General features: G+C 48.7%; 19 protein-coding genes and 1 tRNA gene. 18 read left to right on the top strand and 2 right to left on the bottom strand.

The genetic code is table 11. From position 1 onward, the window contains the following. Positions 1-268 precede the first annotated feature (268 nt). The 8 genes from SHK35_RS04440 (at position 269) to SHK35_RS04405 (ending at position 8,182) form a co-directional block, all read left to right on the top strand. Positions 269-1,180, top strand: a complete 912-nt coding sequence (locus SHK35_RS04440; RefSeq protein WP_318705646.1) for a chemotaxis protein — start codon at positions 269-271, stop codon at positions 1,178-1,180. A gap of 114 nt (positions 1,181-1,294) precedes the next feature. Continuing rightward, a complete protein-coding gene (locus SHK35_RS04435) occupies positions 1,295-2,095 on the top strand; it encodes a hypothetical protein (protein WP_318708785.1) in 801 nt (266 codons plus the stop codon). A gap of 50 nt (positions 2,096-2,145) precedes the next feature. Beyond that, positions 2,146-3,726 (top strand): hypothetical protein, encoded by a 1,581-nt coding sequence (locus tag SHK35_RS04430; protein WP_318708784.1) that lies wholly within the window; start codon positions 2,146-2,148, stop codon positions 3,724-3,726. 11 nt (positions 3,727-3,737) lie between these two features. Then, positions 3,738-4,406, top strand: a complete 669-nt coding sequence (gene hisH, locus SHK35_RS04425; protein ID WP_318708782.1) for an imidazole glycerol phosphate synthase subunit HisH — start codon at positions 3,738-3,740, stop codon at positions 4,404-4,406. Next, a complete protein-coding gene (gene hisF / locus SHK35_RS04420) occupies positions 4,370-5,131 on the top strand; it encodes an imidazole glycerol phosphate synthase subunit HisF (protein WP_318708781.1) in 762 nt (253 codons plus the stop codon). Before hisH ends, hisF begins: the two co-directional genes overlap by 37 nt. A gap of 21 nt (positions 5,132-5,152) precedes the next feature. Then, the gene (locus tag SHK35_RS04415; RefSeq protein ID WP_318705639.1) at positions 5,153-5,827 is read left to right on the top strand and encodes a uracil-DNA glycosylase; all 675 of its coding nucleotides are present in this window, start codon (positions 5,153-5,155) and stop codon (positions 5,825-5,827) included. A 14-nt stretch (positions 5,828-5,841) separates the two neighbouring features. Beyond that, positions 5,842-7,119: a diaminopimelate decarboxylase gene (locus SHK35_RS04410; RefSeq protein WP_318708780.1), complete on the top strand. Its 1,278-nt coding sequence runs from the start codon at positions 5,842-5,844 to the stop codon at positions 7,117-7,119. A 1-nt stretch (position 7,120) separates the two neighbouring features. Further along, positions 7,121-8,182: a S66 family peptidase gene (locus SHK35_RS04405; protein WP_318708779.1), complete on the top strand. Its 1,062-nt coding sequence runs from the start codon at positions 7,121-7,123 to the stop codon at positions 8,180-8,182. Between the two features lie 43 nt (positions 8,183-8,225). On the opposite strand, the gene SHK35_RS04400 is transcribed toward SHK35_RS04405, so the two are convergent. Then, positions 8,226-8,308, bottom strand: a tRNA-Leu gene (locus SHK35_RS04400). 201 nt (positions 8,309-8,509) lie between these two features. Between SHK35_RS04400 and SHK35_RS04395 the strand changes: the two genes are divergently transcribed. From SHK35_RS04395 to SHK35_RS04365, 7 genes are all read left to right on the top strand, one after another. Next, positions 8,510-8,830 (top strand): zf-HC2 domain-containing protein, encoded by a 321-nt coding sequence (locus tag SHK35_RS04395; RefSeq protein ID WP_318708778.1) that lies wholly within the window; start codon positions 8,510-8,512, stop codon positions 8,828-8,830. Positions 8,831-8,900: 70 nt separating this feature from the next. Then, positions 8,901-11,537 carry a DNA polymerase I gene (gene polA, locus SHK35_RS04390; RefSeq protein WP_318708776.1) on the top strand — a complete coding sequence of 879 codons (2,637 nt, stop codon included), beginning with the start codon at positions 8,901-8,903 and terminating at the stop codon, positions 11,535-11,537. Beyond that, the gene (gene coaE, locus SHK35_RS04385; RefSeq protein ID WP_318708774.1) at positions 11,534-12,148 is read left to right on the top strand and encodes a dephospho-CoA kinase; all 615 of its coding nucleotides are present in this window, start codon (positions 11,534-11,536) and stop codon (positions 12,146-12,148) included. Before polA ends, coaE begins: the two co-directional genes overlap by 4 nt. Continuing rightward, on the top strand, positions 12,136-14,232 hold the full coding sequence (locus SHK35_RS04380; RefSeq protein WP_318708773.1) for a cell division protein FtsA: 2,097 nt from the start codon (positions 12,136-12,138) through the stop codon (positions 14,230-14,232). Before coaE ends, SHK35_RS04380 begins: the two co-directional genes overlap by 13 nt. 20 nt (positions 14,233-14,252) lie before the next feature. Continuing rightward, a complete protein-coding gene (locus SHK35_RS04375) occupies positions 14,253-15,053 on the top strand; it encodes an MBL fold metallo-hydrolase (protein WP_318704103.1) in 801 nt (266 codons plus the stop codon). Positions 15,054-15,079: 26 nt separating this feature from the next. After that, complete coding sequence (locus SHK35_RS04370; RefSeq protein WP_318708772.1) at positions 15,080-15,352, top strand: ACT domain-containing protein; 273 nt, start codon at positions 15,080-15,082, stop codon at positions 15,350-15,352. 46 nt (positions 15,353-15,398) lie between these two features. Next, positions 15,399-16,763, top strand: a complete 1,365-nt coding sequence (locus SHK35_RS04365; protein ID WP_318704106.1) for a PFL family protein — start codon at positions 15,399-15,401, stop codon at positions 16,761-16,763. Between the two features lie 19 nt (positions 16,764-16,782). On the opposite strand, the gene SHK35_RS04360 is transcribed toward SHK35_RS04365, so the two are convergent. Further along, entirely contained in the window at positions 16,783-18,018 is a 1,236-nt protein-coding gene (locus SHK35_RS04360; RefSeq protein ID WP_318708771.1) for a nucleotidyltransferase, read from the bottom strand. A 293-nt stretch (positions 18,019-18,311) separates the two neighbouring features. Here SHK35_RS04360 and pta point away from each other — a divergent pair, with 293 nt between their 5' ends. From pta to SHK35_RS04345, 3 genes are all read left to right on the top strand, one after another. Next, positions 18,312-19,313 carry a phosphate acetyltransferase gene (pta, locus tag SHK35_RS04355; protein WP_318704109.1) on the top strand — a complete coding sequence of 334 codons (1,002 nt, stop codon included), beginning with the start codon at positions 18,312-18,314 and terminating at the stop codon, positions 19,311-19,313. Positions 19,314-19,392: 79 nt separating this feature from the next. Further along, positions 19,393-20,589: an acetate kinase gene (locus SHK35_RS04350; RefSeq protein ID WP_318708770.1), complete on the top strand. Its 1,197-nt coding sequence runs from the start codon at positions 19,393-19,395 to the stop codon at positions 20,587-20,589. A gap of 131 nt (positions 20,590-20,720) precedes the next feature. Then, complete coding sequence (locus SHK35_RS04345; RefSeq protein ID WP_318704112.1) at positions 20,721-21,953, top strand: 6-phosphofructokinase; 1,233 nt, start codon at positions 20,721-20,723, stop codon at positions 21,951-21,953. Positions 21,954-22,067 lie beyond the last annotated feature (114 nt).

The raw sequence follows: 22,067 nt of genomic DNA, 5'->3' as shown, positions 1-22,067 counted from the left end.
TTCCATAAGGTTCCGGGGCGAGAGGTTCCGGAGTCCTGCGGGAAGCGTGGAAAGATCCAGTGTCCGGTTTTGAGGGTACAGCGAAAGAAAGGAAAGAGCAGCTATCTGCTCTTTTTTTAGTGCCTGCTTTTGTCTATGAAAATTTTCTATAATAAAAGTATGTATTTTTTTAGATTATTGTTTCTTTTTTTGTTAAATATGATATAATATATCCATGTGAAACAAGTCTCAATCGGTTAATGCAGTTGGGAAAACAGCGAGGTGGAAAATGGATACAAATATTTTACTTGAAAATGGAACAAATGAGTTGGAAGTGCTTGAATTTACGCTGGCAGGCAATTCGTATGGCATAAATGTGGCAAAAATCAGAGAAATTATTACATATCAGCCTGTCACACCGATTCCGAATTCACATCCCAGTATTGAGGGGATTTTTATGCCTCGTGATACCATGATTACGGCAATCGATTTAAAGAATTGTCTCGGAAGAGGAGAGTCGGAACCCAAGGGCTTGTTTATTGTGACGAATTTCAATAAATTGGATATTGCATTTCATGTGGAGAGTGTGCTGGGAATTCACAGGGTTTCCTGGGCGGATATAATTAAGCCTGATGTTACCATATCAGCTGCAGATGAAAGCGTTGCCACAGGTATTATCAAGAAGGACGGAAAGCTTATTATCATCCTGGACTTTGAGAAAATTGTGAGCGATATCAATCCGGAGACTGGGCTTAAGATGTCTGAGCTTTCTGAGCTTGGTCCGAGAACAAGGAGCAATGTTCCGATCTTGATTGCAGAAGATTCTCCGCTGTTAAATAAATTGATTGTAGATTCGCTGAAAAAAGCGGGATACGACAACCTGATACATACGGAAAACGGAAAACAGGCGTATGATGTTATCATGCAGTGCAAGGAAGACGGTACGCTGAAGGATCATGTGAGATGTGTGATCACGGACATTGAAATGCCGGAAATGGATGGACACAGGCTGACGAAGCTTTTGAAATCCGATGATACTACAGCAGATATTCCTGTTGTGATTTTTTCCTCCCTTGTCAATGAGGAGATGAAACGCAAAGGAGAGGCGCTGGGAGCAGATGCCCAGCTCTCAAAGCCGGAGATCGGTAATCTGGTAAAAATTATTGATCAGCTTGTTTCAGAGAAGCATTTAGATAAGTAAGGACAGAAAAGGCCGGGAGTGCTCCCGGTTTTTTCCATATGAAGGGGTTTTCCCGGAAGAAAGCAGTGAAAGAAAAATGAAGGTAATACCCGTTAAAGGGGTGAGAGGTAAGCAATGGATAAGACAATTCCTGAGAAAATAGAACAGGCAGATATGGTCCTTGTGGGAATTGGTGAGGAGTTTAACAATGTAAGGCGTTTTCGCCAAAGGAAGGCGTACCGCAAGACAGAAGAGGCATTGAACCGATCTGAAGCCGCCTGGCTTCTGCCTGCCTATGAGAGCTATTGCAGGGGCGAGAAAGACCATGAGGTGTCCGACGGATTGTGCAGGCTGGCTGAGAGACTGAAAGATAAGAATTATTTTGTGGTTTCCGTATCTACAAATGATGAGGTGGCTGATGTGCCGTGGAAAGAGGGAAGGCTTGTAATGCCTTGCGGTTCCTGGAGAGGGAAACAGTGCGCCAGAGGGTGTTCGGATGTGCTGTGTAAGACCGGGGAAGAGGACAAAAAAGTATTAAATCATTATTTTACTGTTTTAGAAGAAAAAGCCCAGGACGAAGAGGAGCTGCCTTTGTGGACCCAGGGAGCAATAGGCATCTGTCCGGTGTGCGGAAGCCCTTTAGTCTTAAACAATATATATGCGGATGTATATAATGAAAAGGGATACCTGGAGCAGTGGGAAACCTACCGGAAATGGCTTCAGGGTACGTTGAATCGGAAACTGCTGATACTGGAGCTGGGCGTGGGACTTAAGTTTCCTTCCGTGATCCGCTGGCCCTTTGAAAAGATTGCCTTTTTTCAGCAGAAGGCGGAATTTTATCGTGTAAATGAGAAGCTGTATCAGTTATCAGAGGAATTGAAGGGGAAAGGTGTCTCCATTGCCAAGAATTCAATTGATTGGCTGCAAATCCTGTGATAAACTATAAAAAGTAATAAGCACAATGAGAAAGCAGAGGAAAATGGTATATGCCTTCACAAGACGATTATCTGGACAGCCTGTTAAAGGATTTAAACAATGAGGAAGCAGGCGGACAAACCGGTGAAAAAGAAAAGACAGAGGACGCTGCGCAGATAGACATGAGTGATATCGAAGCTCTTTTGCAGTCCGTTTCTGAGGAGACTGCAAAGACAGATGCCCTGGCCCAGAAAGATGAGAATTCCAAAACGGAGGAAACTCCTGCGGTGGACGATTTGCGGAATATGTCAGAGGATGACATTGAACGTCTGTTGAATTTGGGAAGCGGGCAGGATGCAGATGAAAAGAAAAATCAGCAGGAGGATGTGATGAATCTTCTGGAAGAGTCCGATGACAAGGATCTGCAGGAGATACATGATCTGCTGCAGAAATCTGACAATCATGAGGAAATTGCGGATGACTCGACTGCCTCTTATCAGGAGGAGGCCCCGTCGGAGCCTTCCGGTTCTGATAAAAAGGAAGAGCGGAGAGCCAAAAAAGAGGCCAGACGTGCGGCAAGGGAGGCAAAAAAGGCTCAGAAGAAGGCTGCAAAAGAGGCCAAAAGAGCAGGAAAGCCCAAGGAAGAGGAGAACCCAGAGGATTTCCCAGAGGAACAGGAAATTGCGGATATGCCGGATCTGGGCAAGCTTGAGGCTGAGGCGTCCCAGGAGCACAAAAAAGGGTTTTTCTCCAGAATTCTTGATTTCCTGACTGAGGAGGATGAGGAAGAAGAGGAAAATGAGGATATAAAGCTTTCCCAGGAAAACAAAGATATTTTGAAGGAGATGGATCAGGAAAAAAGGAAGGGAAAGAAAAAGGATAAAAAAGCTTCCAGGAAGGCCAAAAATGCGTCAGGGGAAGGAAAGGAAGAGGGAGGCTCTCGGAAAAAGAAGAAGGCCAAAAAGACTCCGAAGAAAGAAAAGGAAAATCTTCCTCTGCCGGAGGAAGCAAGGCAGCCGGAAAGGAGGCTTCCCAAAAAGAAAGTTATTCTGGTGTCTCTTGTATGTCTTTCATTTGGGCTTACAGTAATCATCATAGCGAACGTTTCCGGAGATTATATGAACAGGATGGATGGCGTGGAGGCCTATTACAGTCAGGACTATATGACCTGCTATCAGAATCTGGTGGGAAGAAATCTGAACGAAAGCGAGCAGGTGATGCTGGGGAAATCAGAGAGTATTTTGAGAATCAGGCTTTGGATCAGAGAATATGAGCTGTTTGTGGAGGAAGGATTGGAGACAGAGGCTCTGGACAGCCTGCTGCAGTCCGTATATGCCTATCCCTCTTTATATGAATATGCCGGTCAGTGGAATGCCCAAAGCGAGGTGACGGCTGAGTATGCTCAAATTTTGCAGATTTTATCAGAAAAATACAATTTGACCCAGGAACAGGCGCAGGAAATCATAGCTGTGCCCGACGATGTGGAATATACAATCATTGTCACGGCTATTTCCCAGGGAACGGATTATGAGGACTGGAAGAATCAACAGGCAAGGGAGCAGGCTGCCAAACAGGAAGCCCAGCAGCTTGCAGATCAGCTGCCGGAGGAAACGGAGCTTTCAGAAGAAATCTTTATAGACAACATAGCGTAGCGGGAGACAGTATGATTGCGATAATTGATTATGATGCAGGGAATATCAAAAGTGTGGAAAAGGCCTTGCAGTTTTTGGGAAAAGAGGCGGTAATCACCAGGGACAGAGACACCATACTGAAAGCGGATGGCGCAATTCTGCCAGGGGTTGGGGCCTTTGGAGACGCCATGGAAAAGCTGCATTCTTATGGGCTGTCAGATACCATTCATGAATATGTGGCGGGCGGAAAGCCTTTTCTTGGCATCTGCCTTGGCCTGCAGCTTCTCTTTGAGAGCAGTGAGGAAAGTCCGGGAGTGGAGGGACTGCATATTCTGGAGGGGAAGATTCTGCGGATTCCAGAGGCAGAGGGATTAAAAATTCCCCATATCGGATGGAACAATCTCCGCTGTCCCCAGGAAGGAAAAGGACTTTCGGGAAGGCTGTTTCTTGGACTGGAGGAGAATCCCTATGTATATTTTGTTCATTCCTATTATCTGCAGGCGGCAGATGAGAGTATCGTAACGGCTGCAGCGGATTATGGCGTTGAGATTCACGCGTCAGTGGAAAAGGGTAATATTTTTGCCTGTCAATTTCACCCGGAAAAAAGCTCAAAGACAGGGCTTAAAATACTGCAGAATTTTATTCATATCACGGAGGAGACGGTATGCACACAAAAAGAATCATTCCCTGCCTGGACGTAAAGGATGGAAGAGTGGTAAAGGGTGTGAATTTTGTGAACTTCCGGGATGCAGGTGACCCGGCGGAGGCGGCGGCCGCATATGACAAAGCCGGGGCGGATGAATTGGTTTTTTTAGACATTACCGCATCGGCGGACAACAGAGCCACACAGCTTGCGTGGGTGAGACAGGTTGCCTCACAGGTGTTTATACCCTTTACCGTGGGAGGAGGAATCCGTTCCATAGAGGATTTCAGAGCAATACTGCGGGAGGGGGCTGATAAAATATCCGTCAATTCCGCAGCCATCATGAATCCGCAGCTGATCAGCGAGGCTGCAGAGAAATTCGGCAGCCAGTGTGTTGTGGTTGCCATAGACGCAAAAAGGAGACAGGACGGCAGCGGCTGGAATATTTATAAAAACGGAGGCCGGGTGGATATGGGCATCGACGCAGTGGAGTGGGCGGTAAAGGCACAGGCTCTGGGCGCCGGTGAAATCCTTCTCACCAGCATGGACGGGGACGGCACAAAGGAAGGATATGACCTGGCCCTTACGAAAGCGGTAGCTGAGGCGGTGGGGATTCCGGTGATTGCCTCCGGGGGTGCAGGCAGGCTGGAACATTTTTACGAAGCCTTGCACGATGCCAAAGCGGAGGCCGTGCTTGCGGCATCTTTGTTTCATTACAGAGAGCTGGAAATCCGCCAGGTGAAAGAATACTTAAGAGAGAAAGGCATCAGTGTCCGTCTGTAGGACATAAGGAAGGTGAGAATTGTGGGCATGATTGACAATGACTGGCTGCAGGAGCTGGGAGCAGAATTTCGAAAGCCCTATTACAGAAAACTGTATGAGTTTGTGAAGCAGGAGTATAATACCACTCAGGTCTTTCCGCCAGCGGAGGATATCTTTAATGCGTTTCATCTCACCCCCTTAAGCCAGGTAAAAGTTGTCATTATCGGGCAGGACCCCTATCATAATGTAGGACAGGCCCATGGGCTGTGCTTTTCAGTGAAGCCGGATGTGGAGATTCCGCCGTCTTTGGTGAATATTTATCAAGAGCTTCACGATGATCTGGGATGCTACATTCCCAATAACGGATATCTGGTAAAATGGGCAAAGCAAGGGGTTCTGATGCTGAATACGGTGCTTACGGTACGGGCGCACATGGCCAATTCCCATCACGGCAAGGGCTGGGAGGAATTTACAGATGCTGCCATCCGGGCTTTGAACAAGCAGGATCGTCCTATTGTTTTTATATTATGGGGACGGCCCGCCCAAATGAAAAAGAGCATGCTGGACAATCCCAGGCATTTGATTTTGGAGGCTCCCCATCCAAGCCCTCTGTCCGCTTACAGAGGATTTTTTGGGAGCAGACCCTTCAGCAAGACAAATGAATTTTTACAGGAGCATGGGGAAACACCCATAGACTGGCAGATAGAGAATGTATAGAAAGAGGAGTATTTATGGAAAAAAAGGCATTTGTAACAAAGGAAATGGTTGAGGAGATTGTAAAGACTTATCCTACGCCATTTCATATTTATGACGAGAAGGGAATCAGAGAAAATGCCAGGGCTCTGAAGGAGGCCTTTGGGTGGAATAAGGGATATAAGGAATTTTTTGCAGTCAAAGCCACTCCCAACCCATTTCTGATTCAAATACTGCGGGAATATGGCTGCGGCTGTGACTGCTCCTCCCTGACAGAGCTGATGCTCAGCGACGCTATGGGAGTGCGCGGGGAGGATATTATGTTTTCCTCCAATGACACACCAGCCCACGAGTTTGCCTATGCGGCAAAGCTTGGTGCAACCATCAATCTGGATGATATCACCCATATTGATTTTCTGGAAAAAACAATAGGATACATTCCTAAAACCATAAGCTGCCGCTATAATCCGGGAGGATATTTTTCCATCAGCAATAATATTATGGACAATCCCGGGGATGCAAAATATGGCTTTACCACAGAGCAGATGTTTGAGGGCTTCCGTATCCTGAAGGAAAAGGGCGTAGAGAATTTTGGCATTCATGCGTTCCTTGCAAGCAATACGGTGACCAATGAGTATTATCCGGTATTGGCAAAAACACTGTTTGAGCTGGCGGTAAAATTAAAGGAGGAGACAGGAGCCCATATTACCTTTATCAATCTGTCCGGAGGCATTGGCATTCCCTACAGTCCAGATCAGGAGCCCAATGACATCAGGGCCATTGGTGAAAGTGTGCGTAAGGTGTATCAGGAAATTTTAGAGCCTGCAGGAATGGGGGACGTGGCCATCTATACGGAGCTGGGGCGTTTTATGATGGGGCCTTACGGTCATCTGGTGACTAAAGTGATTCATGAAAAGCATACCCACAAGGAATATGTGGGCGTTGACGCCTGTGCTGTGAACCTGATGCGTCCTGCCATGTACGGAGCGTATCATCACATTACGGTTCTGGGAAAGGAAAATCTTGCCTGTGATCACAAATATGACGTAACAGGCTCTCTGTGTGAGAACAATGATAAGTTTGCGGTGGACAGAATGCTTCCGGAGGTGCAAATCGGAGATTACCTTGCCATTCATGACACCGGCGCTCACGGGTTTGCCATGGGATATAATTACAATGGCAAGTTAAAGTCGGCAGAGCTTTTGCTTCGGGAAAACGGAAAAGTGGAGCTGATTCGGAGGGCGGAGACTCCCAGGGATTATTTTGCAACCTTCGACTGCTTTGACATTTATCAGAAAATAGATTGGAATGCGTAAAATGAGATATCCGAAATTTTTGCCTGAAAAAGGAACCATAGGCTTTGTGGCTCCCTCCTTTGGATGCGGAATAGAGCCTTACCGCAGCGCTTTTGAGAATGCGCAGAAAAAGTTTAAGGAGATGGGCTTTGGCCTGAAGCTTGGGCCGAACTGCTATGCCGAGGAAGGGGTGGGCATCAGCAATGAGCCAAGACTCTGTGCAGAGGAGCTGATGGAAGCTTACTGTGCAGATGACAGTGACTGTCTGATCTCCTGCGGCGGCGGTGAGCTGATGTGCGAGGTGCTAAGCTGGATGGATTTTGAGAAAATAAAGAAAGCGGCCCCCAAATGGTATATGGGCTATTCCGACAACACCAATATGACCTATCTGCTGGCCGCTCTCTGTGATACGGCTTCTATCTATGGCCCCTGTGCAGCGGCCTTCGGCATGGAACCGTGGCACCCCTCTTTGGAGGATGCCATGAGGCTTTTGCGGGGAGAGAAGAACCGGGAGGGCAATTACGCGGTACAGGGATATGACAAATGGGAAAAGGAGTCCTTGAAAAGCCCTGAAAATCCTCTGGCTCCTTACCATGTGACGGAAAACCTGTCCATAAGAACTTATTTGGGAGAGGAGGAATGCACCGGGAGGGATGTGCCTGTGACCTTTCAGGGAAGGCTGCTGGGAGGCTGTATGGACTGCCTGGTAAATCTCTTGGGAACCCGATTTGACCGGACCGGTGAATTTATAGAAAGATACAAGGAGGATGGCATTATCTGGTTTTTGGAAGCCTGTGACCTCAATGTCTTTGCCATCCGAAGAGCCATGTGGCAGATGGAGGAGGCCGGCTGGTTTCGATATGTGAAGGGATTTTTGGTGGGAAGACCTCTTTGCTTCGGACAGGAAATGATGGGGCTTGACGCTTACCAGGCAGTACTGAAGGTGGCGGGCAGCAAGAATGTGCCGGTGATTATGGATGTGGATCTGGGACATCTGCCCCCTATGATGCCGGTTATCGTGGGAAGCATGGGAGAGGTTTCCGTACGGGGAAATCATATTGACATCACATATCATCTCTGCTGAGATGAAAAAAAATCCAGGGTATGAAACCCTGGATTTTTTGGACTGCCGGCAATGGGACTTGAACCCATACGTGGTTGCCCACAACAGATTTTGAGTCTGCCTCGTCTGCCATTCCGACACGCCGGCATTTGTGATGCAAAACCGTGATTTATGGTTGTGATTCACGGCTGTAATTCACGGCTGTAATTCACAGCTGTGATCCCCTCACAACAGAGATTATTCTAACACAGAAATCGGTTCTTGACAAGTGATTTTTTCTTTTCTTTTTCCTCAAGATGTTGTATAGTAAATGTGTATGTGTAAATGCTGATAATGGTGGGATAGCGTATGGACTGCAAAGAATTTGAACGGATGATTCCCGATTTTATTGCACGGAAGCTTGACTTTCAGAATCTGATAAAATTTAAGGATCACATGGAGCATTGCGCAGACTGCAAGGAGGAGCTTGTGATTCAGTTTCTTGTGTCAGAGGGTATGCAGCGCCTGGAGGAAGGAGATGCCTTTGACCTGCAAAATGAGCTTAAGGAACGGCTGGAGGACGCAGGACGCAAGATAAAATTCCACAGCAGCTTTCTTGTGGCGGGAGCAGTTTTGGAGATTGCCGCAGTGATTGCCCTTGCGGGAACGGTAGTGTGGCTGATTTCTTAGGGCAGGCTGTGCAGGCAGCTGTTCGCCGCAAAGCCGATAATAGAAAACCAGCATAGAAATGAGGATGAAAATGGCTGAAAAATTAGTATTGATTGATGGACACAGTATTTTGAACCGGGCCTTTTACGGAGTCCCCGATTTAAGCAACGCACAGGGACTGCACACCAATGCCATTTATGGATTCCTCAATATTATGTTTAAGATTCTGGAGGAGGAGAGGCCCGATTATCTGGCGGTTGCCTTTGACGTGCATGCGCCCACCTTCCGTCACGAGATGTATGCGGATTATAAGGGTACCAGAAAGCCCATGCCCCAGGAGCTCAGAGAGCAGGTGCCGGTGATGAAGGAGCTTCTGCAGGCAATGAATGTGGTGATTGTGGAGCAGGCCGGATTTGAGGCGGACGATCTGCTGGGGACGCTGGCCAGGAAGGCACAGGCAGCAGGCATAGAGGTTTCCCTGGTATCGGGAGACAGGGATCTTCTGCAGATTGCCACGGATCACATTAAGATCAGAATTCCCAAGACCAAAATGGGAAAAACCGAGATAGAGGATTATTATGCACAGGACGTGCAGAAAGCATGGCAGGTGACGCCTCAGCAGTTTATTGAGCTGAAGGCGCTGATGGGGGATACCTCCGACAATATTCCCGGTGTTCCCAAGGTGGGGGCGAAAACTGCGGAAGCGCTGATGACGCAGTATGGTTCACTGGATAATATTTATGCGCATGTACAGGAGATATCCAAAAAAAGCATTCGGGAATCCCTCATAGAAAATAAGGAGCTGGCATATTTGAGCAGAGACCTGGCTGCCATTAAAACGGATTGTGACATAGAACTGGACTATGAGGCGGCCCGGGCGGAGGGCTATTATACCAAAGAGGCCTATTTGATTTTAAAAAAGCTGGAATTCAAAAATCTTCTGGATCGTTTTGACGGGGAACAGACCGCGGTTGAGGAAGGGGGAATCAGGGATTCCTTCAGGCGGCTTGAAAGCCTTTCTGCATGCCTTGAGACGCTTAAACGGGCAGAGGAAGCCTCTCTTGTGGGACTGCTTTTGGCTAAAGAGGGGGAAAGTCTGTTTGGCATTGCCCTTTCTCTGGATGATGGTGTGTATTTTTATGAGGCTGTCCCTGAGGATAGGGAGGCACTTTCAGGGGCTCTTGCGAGGCTCTCCCAAAATACGGCGATCTCTACCTTTGACATCAAGAAACAGTATGCCTATCTGTGTCAGGAGAGCACAGAGAAATATTTTGATATTTTAATCGGAGCCTATCTTTTAAATCCGCTGAAAAGCGATTACAGCATAGAGACCATTGCCTCGGAGCACTTAAACCTGACCATTCCCGGGAAGGTGGAGACCTTTGGAAAGCTTAAGCTTTCGGAGGCCTTTGGGAAGCAGCCCGAAAAGTGCATGGAATATTACTGCTTTGGCGCTTATGTGTGCGCAGCGGCTTTTGGAGTGCTTCGGGATAAGCTTAAGGAAACGCAGATGGATCATCTGATGGATGAAATAGAAATGCCCCTTTCTCTGGTGCTTTATGACATGGAAAAAGAAGGTGTGGAGGTGCGCAGAGAGGAGCTGAAGGCTTATGGGGACGCACTGGTGAGCAGAATCGAGGAGCTGGAAAAGTCCATCCATGCCCAGGCGGGAGTGGAATTTAACATCAACTCACCCAAACAGCTGGGCGAGGTGCTATTTGAAACCATGGGCATCCCCGGAGGAAAAAAGACCAAGACAGGGTATTCCACGGCAGCAGATGTGCTGGAAAAGCTGGCGGAGGAATATCCTATTGTAAAGGATATTCTGGAGTACAGAGGCCTTGCAAAGCTGAAATCCACCTATGCGGACGGACTGGCCGCTTATATTGGCGCGGATCACCGCATTCACACTAATTTCAACCAGACCATAACGGCTACAGGGCGTATCAGCTCCACAGAGCCGAATCTGCAGAATATTCCCATGCGGATGGAGCTGGGAAGGCGTATCCGCAAGGTGTTTGTGCCAAAGGAAGGCTATGAATTTATGGATGCCGATTATTCGCAGATTGAGCTGCGTGTTCTGGCTCATATGTCCGGGGATGAACAGCTCATTGAGGCCTATAAGATGGACCAGGATATCCACCGGATTACGGCGGCCAAGGTGTTCCACACGCCCTTTGAGGAGGTGACGGACCTGCAGAGAAGAAATGCCAAGGCGGTGAATTTTGGTATTGTGTACGGTATCAGCTCCTTTGGCCTCAGCCAGGACTTGAGCATCAGCAAAAAGGAGGCGGCAGAGTATATCAGTCAGTATTTTGCCACTTATCCCAAAGTCAAGGAATTTTTGGACGGGCTGGTGGCGGAAGCCAGACAAAAGGGCTATGTGACCACCCTGTTTCATAGAAGGCGCCCGGTGCCGGAGCTGTCCTCCTCTAACTTTATGCAGCGCTCCTTTGGGGAACGGGTAGCCATGAATTCTCCCATTCAGGGCACGGCTGCAGATATTATCAAGATTGCCATGATCCGGGTATGGAGGGCTCTGCGGGAGGCGGGACTAAAATCCAAGCTGATTCTGCAGGTGCATGACGAGCTTTTGATCGAGACCCTTAAGGAGGAAGAGGAGCAGGTTCGGAAAATCCTTTCCGAAAATATGAAGTCGGCAGCAGATCTGGCGGTGACTCTGGAGGTGGATCTGCATACCGGCGAAAACTGGTATGAGGCGAAATGATGAAGGTGCGTTTTATTGGGATTACGGGAGGCGTAGGCTCGGGGAAATCGGAGCTTCTGCGTTATATTGCAAAGCACTATAAATGTGAGATTTATCTTGCGGATGAGGTGGCCCATCTGGTAAAGCTGCCGGGAACTCCTTGCTTTCACAGCCTGGTAGAACTCTTGGGGAAGGAAATTTTGGACAAAGACGGACAGATTGACAAGACTGCTATGGCGGACAGGATTTTTTCCGATGAGAAATGCTTAGAACAGGTCAATGAGATTGTACATCCGGCGGTGAAGGAATTTCTTTTGGAGCGGTATAGGCAGGCCAGGGAAAATCCTGACATTGAATTATTTTTTGTGGAGGCCGCCCTTTTGGTGGAAGGGGGCTATGGACAGATCGTGGATGAGCTGTGGTATGTGTATGCAGCGGAGGATGTACGCAGAGAACGGCTTCGCAGGGCCAGGGGCTATGCGCCTGAAAAGATAGAGGGAATCATGAACAGTCAGCTGTCGGAGGAGGAATTCAGAAGAGCCTGTGACTTTGTCATAGATAACAGCGGATCCCTGGAGGACAGCTATCGTCAGATCAATAAGAAACTGGAGGCTTTTACATGGCAGGAGTAAGGGAAAAACAGGGACAGCTGGTATTTGGCCTGGACATTGGCACCCGCAGCATTGTGGGAACCGTAGGATATAAAAGCGGCGGCAGCTTTCATGTGACGGCACAGCGGGTGAAGGAGCACGAGACCAGGGCTATGCTGGACGGGCAGATACACGATATCGGCAAGGTGGGAGAGACCATCTCCCAGGTGAAAGCACAGCTGGAGCAGGATCTGAACAGAGAGCTTACAGAGGTATGTATTGCGGCGGCGGGCCGTGTGCTGCGGACTGTGACCACTTATACGGAGCATACCTTTGAAAGTGAGCGGGAGATTCTGGCAGAGGATATCTATTCCCTGGCTGCCATGGGAGTGGAAAAGGCGTATGAGGAGTTTCAGAAAGACAATGACACGGACGTAAAGTTTTACTGTGTGGGATATACGCCCATGCGCTATTATATGAACGGCTACCAGATTGGAAATCTGGAGGGACATAAGGCCAAGACAATCGGAATTGATCTGATTGCCACCTTTCTCCCGGATGATGTGGTGGACGGGCTGTATAAGGCTGTGGAGCTGGCCGGGCTTCATGTGGCAAATCTGACGCTGGAGCCCATCGCCGCCATACAGGTGGCGATCCCGGAAAAATTCCGTATGCTGAATCTGGCGCTGGTGGACGTTGGGGCGGGCACCAGCGATATCTCCATTACAAAGGAAGGCACCATAGTGGCTTACGGCATGATACCGGTAGCCGGGGACAGCCTGACGGATATTCTGGTGCAGCACTGTCTTGTGGATTTTGATACAGCGGAGCAGATCAAACGCAAGGCCGGAGAAATGGAAACGGTGGAATATACGGATATTCTGGGACTGCCTCAGACCATCTCCTCTAAGGAGGTGATGGAGCTTTTGGAGGAGGCAGTGGCCAGAATGACAAAGCTGGCAGCAGACTGCATCAAGGAGTTAAACGGCGATAAATCTGTCAGCGCAGTGTTCGTGGTAGGCGGAGGGGGAATGATTCCCGGGTATACTGAGAAGCTGGCGGCAGAGCTGGGAATTGCAAAGGAACGAGTAGCCATCCGCGGCCAGGAAGTGATGCAGAATATTCAGTTTGAGATAGAAAACGCCAGAAACGATGCCATGATGGTGACTCCCATCGGCATCTGCTTAAGCTATTATGAGCAGAGCAACAATTTTATCTTCGTGGAATTTAACAAGGTGCGCATAAAGCTGTATGACAATGGAAGGATATCCGTGGCGGATGCGGCCATGCAGGCAAAATTCCCCAATGAGGCACTTTTCCCAAGGCGGGGACAGGCTCTCACCTTTTCAGTGAACGGCAAGAACCGAATGATTAGAGGAGAGCAGGGGGAATCGGCTGTGATCCGTGTAAATAAGGATCCGGCGGACATCCATACCCAAATACACAGCGGGGACAAGATAGAGATCACCGCTTCCACCACCGGGGCGGCAGCCTCCCTGGAGCTTGGCCGGCTTTCGGAGCTTTCGGAACGGCTTCATGTTTTTGTGAACGGAGCAGGCATTGACATTCCCAAAACCGCTTATGTGAATGGGAATAGAGAAAATGAATTTTACCTGATCCGGGAGGGCGACGCCATACAGGTACATAATTATTATACGGTATCGGAGATCGCTGAATTTCTGGATGTGCCGCTGGGGGAAAATATTCTGGTGAATGAAACGGCGGCCAGGCCGGAGACAAGGGTATATGAAAACTTTACCCTGACATGGGACATGGAAGCGGAGAAGCCTTCAGAGAACCGGCATACTCCGGAGGAGGAAAACCTGCGGGAGGAGAAGCACCCGGAAGAAAAGCAGGCTTCCAAGACAGATGCGCCGGCAGAGAAACAGGAGGCGCCAAAGAGTCCCGACCAAAAAGAAAACAATGAAGTGACTGTAACAGTCAACGGCGCGCCTGTTGTGTTATCTGATAAAAAGAGCTATGTGTTTGTGGATGTATTTGACTTTATAGATTTTGACTTAAGGGACTCCAGAGGGCGCAGCATCGTGACCAACATAAATGGCAGGCCGGCTCAGTATATGGAGGCTTTAAACGGCGGCGAGGTCATAGAAATATACTGGAAATAGAGGAAAGAGAGACTTAAATTATGAGATTATGCAGTATTGCAAGCGGAAGCAGCGGAAACTGCATCTATGTGGGCTCTGAGGCCACGCATCTGCTTGTGGACGTGGGAATCAGCGGAAAAAGGACAGAGTGCGGTCTGCATACGCTGGGAATTACAGGAGCTGATCTGGACGGTATTTTGGTGACCCATGAGCATATGGACCATATCAACGGTCTGGGGGTCATGGCCCGCAAATACAATGTTCCCATTTATGCCACGAAAGGCACCATAGAGGCTATTAAGGAATGCACCACCATCGGAAGGATTGAGGACTCTCTTTTTCGAGAGGTTTACGAGGATGAAAAGCTGATCATCAAGGACCTGACGGTGAACCCCATGCGGATTTCCCATGATGCGGCCCAGCCTGTGGCCTACCGCATCGGATACGGCAGCAAACGAGTGGGAATTTGTACGGACCTGGGGGTTTATAACGATTATACCGTGGAGTGCCTAAAGGGCATGGATGCGGTTTTGCTGGAAGCAAACCATGATGTGAATATGCTTCAGGTAGGCCCGTACCCTTATTATCTGAAGCAGCGCATTTTGGGAGATAAGGGGCATTTGTCCAATGAAAATTCGGGAAGGCTGCTTGGCCGGATTCTGCACGATGGGCTCCAGACCATTCTTCTGGGGCATTTAAGCAAGGAAAACAATCTGCCGGAGCTTGCCTACGAGGCGGTGCGTATGGAGATCACCATGGGGGATAACCCATACAATGGCGGAGATTTCAGGCTTATGGTGGCGGGGAGAAACGAAGTTTCCCCCATTATCAATATTGCGTAATAACAAGGGAGGAGAATGGAGGAAGAATGAAAAGAACAATTATTACGGTAGTAGGACGGGATACAGTGGGAATCATTGCCAGGGTGTGCACTTATCTTGCGGAAAACGGAATCAATATTCTGGATATTTCCCAGACCATTGTACAGGGATATTTTAATATGATGATGATCGTGGATACCAGCCAGGGAAAAAAGGCCTTTGGGGAAATGGCCGACGAGCTTTCGGCCCTGGGAGATGAAATCGGCGTGGTGATCAAGTGCCAGAAGGAAGAAATCTTCGACAAAATGCACCGCATTTGAGGTGAAAGGCTGGAATGTGCAGAAACAGTGAGGAAACGAGGAAAAAATGATTAATTTATATGAAGTGACGGAAACCAACAAAATGATAGAAGAGGAAAATCTCGACGTGCGTACCATCACGCTGGGAATCAGTCTTTTAGACTGTGTGGATTCCGATCTGGAAGCCCTGAAAGAAAAAATATATTGTAAGATTTATGAGGCGGCAAAGGATTTGGTGGCCGTGGGAGAGGAAATTGCAAGAGAATTTGGCATACCCATTGTGAATAAGAGAATTTCCGTAACGCCCATTGCCCTTGTAGGGGGAGCGGCCTGCAAAACAGTCGAGGATTTTACACAGATTGCACAGACCCTTGACAGGGCTGCCAAAGAGGTGGGCGTAAATTTTATCGGGGGCTATTCTGCACTTGTGAGCAAGGGTATGACTCCGGCGGACGAACTGCTGATCCGCTCCATCCCCCTGGCCCTCTCCTCCACGGAAAGGGTGTGCAGCTCCGTGAATCTGGGTTCTACCAAAACCGGAATCAATATGGACGCCGTAAGGCTCATGGGAGAAATTGTCAAAGAGACTGCCAGATGCACTAAGGAGGAGGACTCCCTTGGCTGTGCAAAGCTGGTGGTATTCTGCAATGCGCCGGATGACAATCCCTTTATGGCAGGAGCCTTTCACGGCGTGACGGAGTGCGACAAGGTGATAAACGTGGGCGTAAGCGGCCCCGGAGTGGTAAAGACTGCTCTGGAGCAGGTGCGGGGAGAAAGCTTTGAGATTTTGTGTGAGACCATCAAGAAAACAGCCTTTAAGGTGACCCGGGTGGGGCAGCTTGTGGCAAAAGAGGCATCCAAGCGCTTACAGGTTCCCTTTGGCATTGTGGATTTGTCCCTGGCCCCCACTCCTGCCATCGGCGACAGTGTGGCGGACATTCTCTGTGAGATGGGGCTGGAGTATGCAGGCGCGCCGGGCACCACTGCAGCCCTTGCGCTTTTAAACGATCAGGTAAAAAAAGGGGGCGTTATGGCTTCCTCCTACGTGGGGGGACTCAGCGGCGCGTTTATCCCTGTCAGCGAGGATCAGGGAATGATCGATGCGGTAAAGGCAGGGGCGCTGACCTTGGAAAAGCTGGAGGCAATGACCTGTGTGTGCTCGGTGGGGCTTGATATGATAGCCATCCCCGGAGACACAAAGGCGTCCACCATTTCCGGCATTATCGCAGATGAAATGGCCATAGGCATGGTGAATCAAAAAACCACGGCTGTCCGCATCATTCCCGTGATCGGGAAGGGTGTGGGGGAAACCGTGGAGTTTGGAGGGCTTTTAGGATATGCCCCTATCATGCCTGTAAATTCATTTTCCTGTGATGCTTTTATCAGCAGAGGGGGCAGGATTCCCGCCCCGATTCATAGCTTTAAAAATTAAGCGTCTCAGAGAAGGCTTTTTAGAGAATCACAATGGGAGTGGAATACTCGTTTTCCATACTCCGTTTGGATTTCAGCGCCAGGGTGCTCTGATAAATATTGTTGATGTTTGTTTCCTTTTTGAGCATTTCATAGGCCTCTGTCCCCAGCAGCTTGTCGGCGTCAGCCAGCTTAGTCACAAGGGGGATGGAGGCTTTTTCCTTGATAGCGGACAATAGGGGAGCTGCGTCCCTGCGAAAGCCTAAAACTCTGGCATAGGGAATGTAGTCCATAGCCTGGTAGCGCTCTAAGGTATCGGTATCCATATCCAGCAGAATATGAAGCAGGCATCTGCTGATGCGGGAATAGGTGAGCTCCTTGCTCTTTAGCAGGTCGCAGAAGCCCCGGAAGCTGTCAAAGCGGAACAAATTTTTGCGGATACGGTCCGACAGATCGGAGGACACGTCCAGAAAACGGTCATAGCCGTTTTCCCGCTCGGAAAGCAGCTTATAGTGCAGAGCAAAGGAAAAGTCGTTGATATGTACCGGCTTTGCTGTGAGCAGATACTCTTTTATGATCAAATAGGCGCTTTCCGGCATCTGGCTTTCCAGAAAATCAAAATCCTGGCGGGAAAACACAGCCTGGCGGATGGCAAGGGCGGAGCTTTGATTTTCGCCCAGCCGTCTGTCATGATAATCGGACCCTGCCCGCAGGGTGGTAAAGGGTACGATGGCGCTGTGTCGCCGGGACAGGGCCTTTAAGTATTCAATGCCCAGAATATTGTTGGGGGAGGAGAGCACGTCCTTTTGGGAGCTTAAGGAGGGATCGTACTGAAGCAGTGCATTGGTTCTTGCGTTTGGGTAGGAAAGGCCCTGCCTGAGGTTTCGTTTCAGGCAGCGGACGTATTCGTCAGGCTCCTTAAGGAGGATGTCTGCGATCCGCTTCAAAATACCGATATCTCCGCATTCACTTCCGAAACAGAGATGATCTACCACACCCAGCTTGTCTAAAAGACAAACGGCCCCCGTGGCAAAATATTCCGCGCTGGATGCGGAGTAGCAGGCAGGAATCTCCACTACCAGATCGGCTCCGTTTTTTAGAGCCATTTCTGCGCGTCTGTACTTGTCTAAGAGAGCGGGGATGCCGCGCTGCATAAAGTTTCCGCTCATTGCGATAACGGTGTAATCTGCCCCAAGCTGCCTGCGGGATTCCTCCAGCTGATATTTGTGCCCGTTATGAAAAGGGTTGTATTCTGCAATAATGCCGTTGACCTTCATAGAGATTCCTCCTTTCAAAAAAAGCCTGATAAAAAACGTAAAACCGATAAAATATGTCAAATGGAAATGTGAAAAAAATAACATACTGTGTAAGCGTTTACATTACCTGAATTATCATAAAAAATAATAAAAAAGGCAGTGAGTCTTGTACCTGAAAATGTACAATTTACCGCACATTATGCCTTGTATCTTGTCCTACTATTTAGTATAATATAAATATCTCAGTTTGTTAAGGAAAAAATAACCAAAACAGAAAGGAAAGCGGACGGATAGTCGGAAAGGAGAAAGGGTATATGTCATATATTGACAAAATTAAAGAAAGAGCAAGGCTCGACAAGAAAACAATCGTCCTGCCGGAATCCAACGATAAGAGGACTCTGCTGGCTGCGGCTAAGATTGTGGAAGAGGGAATTGCCGATATCATTATGATCGGTAATGAGGAAAAGATTATGGATGGCGCCGGCTGGCTGGAAGTAGATCTCTCAGGCATTACGGTAGTCAATCCTGCGCTTACGCCTAAGCTGGACGAGTATGTAAATCTCTTGTACGAAACCAGAAAGGCAAAGGGAATGACCCCGGAGAAGGCCAGGGAAATTCTGCTGAATGATTACCTCACCTTCGGCATTGTTATGGTAAAGGCAAACGATGCGGACGGCATGGTGGCAGGGGCATGCCACTCCACGGCAGACACACTGAGGCCCGCTCTTCAGATTCTCAAGACGGCTCCCGGCGTAAAGCTTGTCTCTGCATTTTTCGTTATGGATACCCAGTTTAAGGATCAGGGAGAGGATGGAACCTTTATTTTTGCGGACTGCGGCCTGAATCAGGACCCCACTGCAGAGGAGCTTGCGGCCATTGCGGAATCCTCTTCCAGAAGCTTTAAGTCTCTGGTAGGACCAAAGCCTGTGATCGCAATGCTGAGCCATTCTACAAAGGGAAGTGCAAAGCATGCCCTGGTGGACAAGGTAGTGGAGGCTACCCAGATTGCCCATGAGCAGTATCCTCATCTGACCCTGGATGGAGAGCTGCAGCTGGACGCTGCACTGGTACCCGGTGTTGCAAAATCCAAGGCGCCCGGAAGTCCTGTGGGAGGGAGGGCCAACGTATTGATTTTCCCCAACCTGGATGCAGGAAACATCGGCTACAAGCTGGTGCAGAGGCTGGGAGGTGCGGAAGCATACGGCCCCATGCTTCAGGGAATCGCAAAGCCCGTAAACGATCTTTCCAGAGGATGCTCCTGGCAGGACATTGTGGGTGTTGTGGCGCTGACCTCCGTTCAGGCACAGCTGGTGTAAGGCTGCGGAGACGGTATCCGGTCTGTAAAACATAGAAAGCTTTGTGAGCGCAAAGAAGGAAAGGAAGTAAAGGAAAGACATGAATATTTTAGTTATCAACTGCGGCAGCTCCTCTTTGAAATTTCAGATGATCAATTCCGAGACGGAGCAGTGTATTGCCAAGGGCCTTTGCGAAAGAATCGGCATTGAAGGCAGTATGATTACATATGCTCCTGCAGGCGGGGAAAAGGAAAAAACGGTGACTCCCATGCCGGATCACACAGAAGCTATCCGCCTGGTGCTGGAGGCTTTGACCAATGAAAAAACCGGGGTGGTAAAGAGCCTGGACGAGATTGGAGCGGTGGGCCACCGCATTGTGCACGGGGGAGAAAAATTTGCTGAATCCACCATTATTACGGATGAAGTGATGGCGGCCATCGAAGAGTGCAATGATCTGGCGCCTCTTCATAATCCTGCAAATCTGATCGGTATTAACGCCTGCAAAAAGCTGATGCCCGGTACACCGATGGTGGGCGTGTTTGACACGGCCTTTCATCAGACGATGCCGGAAGAGGCTTATATGTATGGACTTCCCTATGAATATTATAAGAACTATAAAATCAGAAGATACGGCTTCCATGGAACCAGTCATTCCTACGTTTCCAAGAGAGCTGCAGAGCTTCTGGGCAGAAAATATGAAGATTTGAAGATTATTGTATGCCATCTGGGCAACGGAGCCAGCGTATCCGCAGTGAAAAACGGAAAGTGCGTGGATACCTCTATGGGACTGACTCCTCTGGAAGGACTGATCATGGGAACCCGCTGCGGCGATATCGATCCGGCTATCATCGAATTCCTTGCGCATAAAGAGGGTAAGAACATCGATGAGATCATGTCTGTACTCAACAAAAAATCGGGTGTGCTGGGACTTTCTGATAATCTTTCCTCGGACTTCAGAGACTTGGAGGCTGAGTATGAAAAAAATGATCCCAACGCAATACGGACATTAAAAACCTACTGCTATCGAGTGGCAAAATACATCGGTGCTTATGCAGCGGCAATGAACGGCGTGGATGCCATCTGCTTTACGGCAGGCATAGGAGAAAACGGTCCGCTGGTACGCACCCTGGTTTGCGGTTATCTTGGCTATCTGGGGGTAACCCTTGACGAAGAGGCAAATCAAAAGAAGGGTGAAGAGGTGGTTATTTCCACTTCCGACAGCACCACAACAGTGCTGGCTGTTCCCACAAATGAAGAGCTTGCCATCGCAAGAGAGACCGTTCGTCTTGTAAAATAAGGAAGAACACGAAAGAACCCATGGACCAAAGCAAACGGTCTATGGGTTCTTTGAATGAAAAGGTTCTGTTAAAAGTATCACAATATAGAAAGCAATCAGGAATAGAATAAAAAATAATGATGGAGGCGCATATGGCAAAAAACGTAATTGTGGGACAGTCCGGCGGACCTACCGCCGTAATTAATTCCAGCCTGGCGGGGGTGTATAAAACGGCCATGGATCTGGGGGCAGAGAAGGTATATGGAATGCGGCACGGCATTCAGGGCTTTCTGGAAAAGAACATTGTGGATTTGGGAGAGAAGATACGCACGGACCTTGATTTGGAGCTTTTGAAAAGAACGCCCTCTGCGTTTTTGGGCTCCTGCCGCTATAAGCTTCCGGATATCAAGGACAACAGAGAGCTTTTTGATAAAATTTTTGAAATTTTGGATGAATATGAGATATCGGCGTTTTTCTACATCGGTGGAAACGACTCTATGGATACCATAAAAAAGCTGTCTGACTACGCTATATTGATCAGCAGCCCTATTTGCTTTATTGGTGTGCCAAAGACTATAGACAATGACCTTGCGGCTACGGATCATACGCCCGGTTTTGGAAGCGCAGCCAAATACATTGCTTCCGTGACAAAGGAGCTGATCCGGGACGGACTGGTGTACGACATTCAGAATGTAACCGTAATTGAGATCATGGGACGGAATGCGGGATGGCTTACCGGAGCGGCGGCTCTTGCGGCCAGCGAGGACTGTGAGGGTGTGGATATGATTTATCTGCCGGAGCTGCCCTTTGATGTGGATTTGTTTGTAGAGCGGGTAGGGAAGCTTCTGCAGAAGAAAAAGTCTGTGGTGATTGCAGTGTCGGAGGGTGTTAAGACTGCGGATGGAAAATATGTGTTTGAGCTCACAGACCACACGGAGTATGTGGACTCCTTTGGACATAAGCAGCTGAGCGGCACGGCAAGATATCTGGCCTCTCTTGTCAGTGAAAAATTTGGGTGCAAGTCCAGGGCCATAGAGCTCTCTACGCTGCAAAGATGCGCAGGCCATCTGACCTCCCGGGTGGATATCACGGAGGCCTACCAGGTTGGCGGTTCTGCTGTGAAGGCAGCCTTTGAGGGAGAAACAGGAAAGATGGTAATTTTAAAGCGTGTGTCCAATGACCCTTATATCTGTACCACAGATCTGTATGATGTACATAAGGTTGCCAATATTGAGAAAAAGGTGCCCCTGGAGTGGATTACGGAGGACGGCACCAATGTAAGCTGGCAGCTTGTAAATTACATACGGCCCCTGATCCAGGCGGAGCTTACGCCGGTGATGATCACGGGACAGCCCCGTCATATTGTCATAGATATGGAAGAATAAAATACTTGACAGGAGCCCTTTACCGCGTTAAAATGTTAAAAACAAAATAGCGGAGCACAAACCGTAGATGTGGAGATAAAAACAGTACGTGCGCTTACAGAGAAACCGGAGGCT

This window comes from Candidatus Acetatifactor stercoripullorum (genome assembly GCF_944382095.1).
Lineage (GTDB): Bacteria > Bacillota > Clostridia > Lachnospirales > Lachnospiraceae > Acetatifactor > Acetatifactor stercoripullorum.
This window is presented reverse-complemented; position numbering and strand designations above follow the sequence as displayed.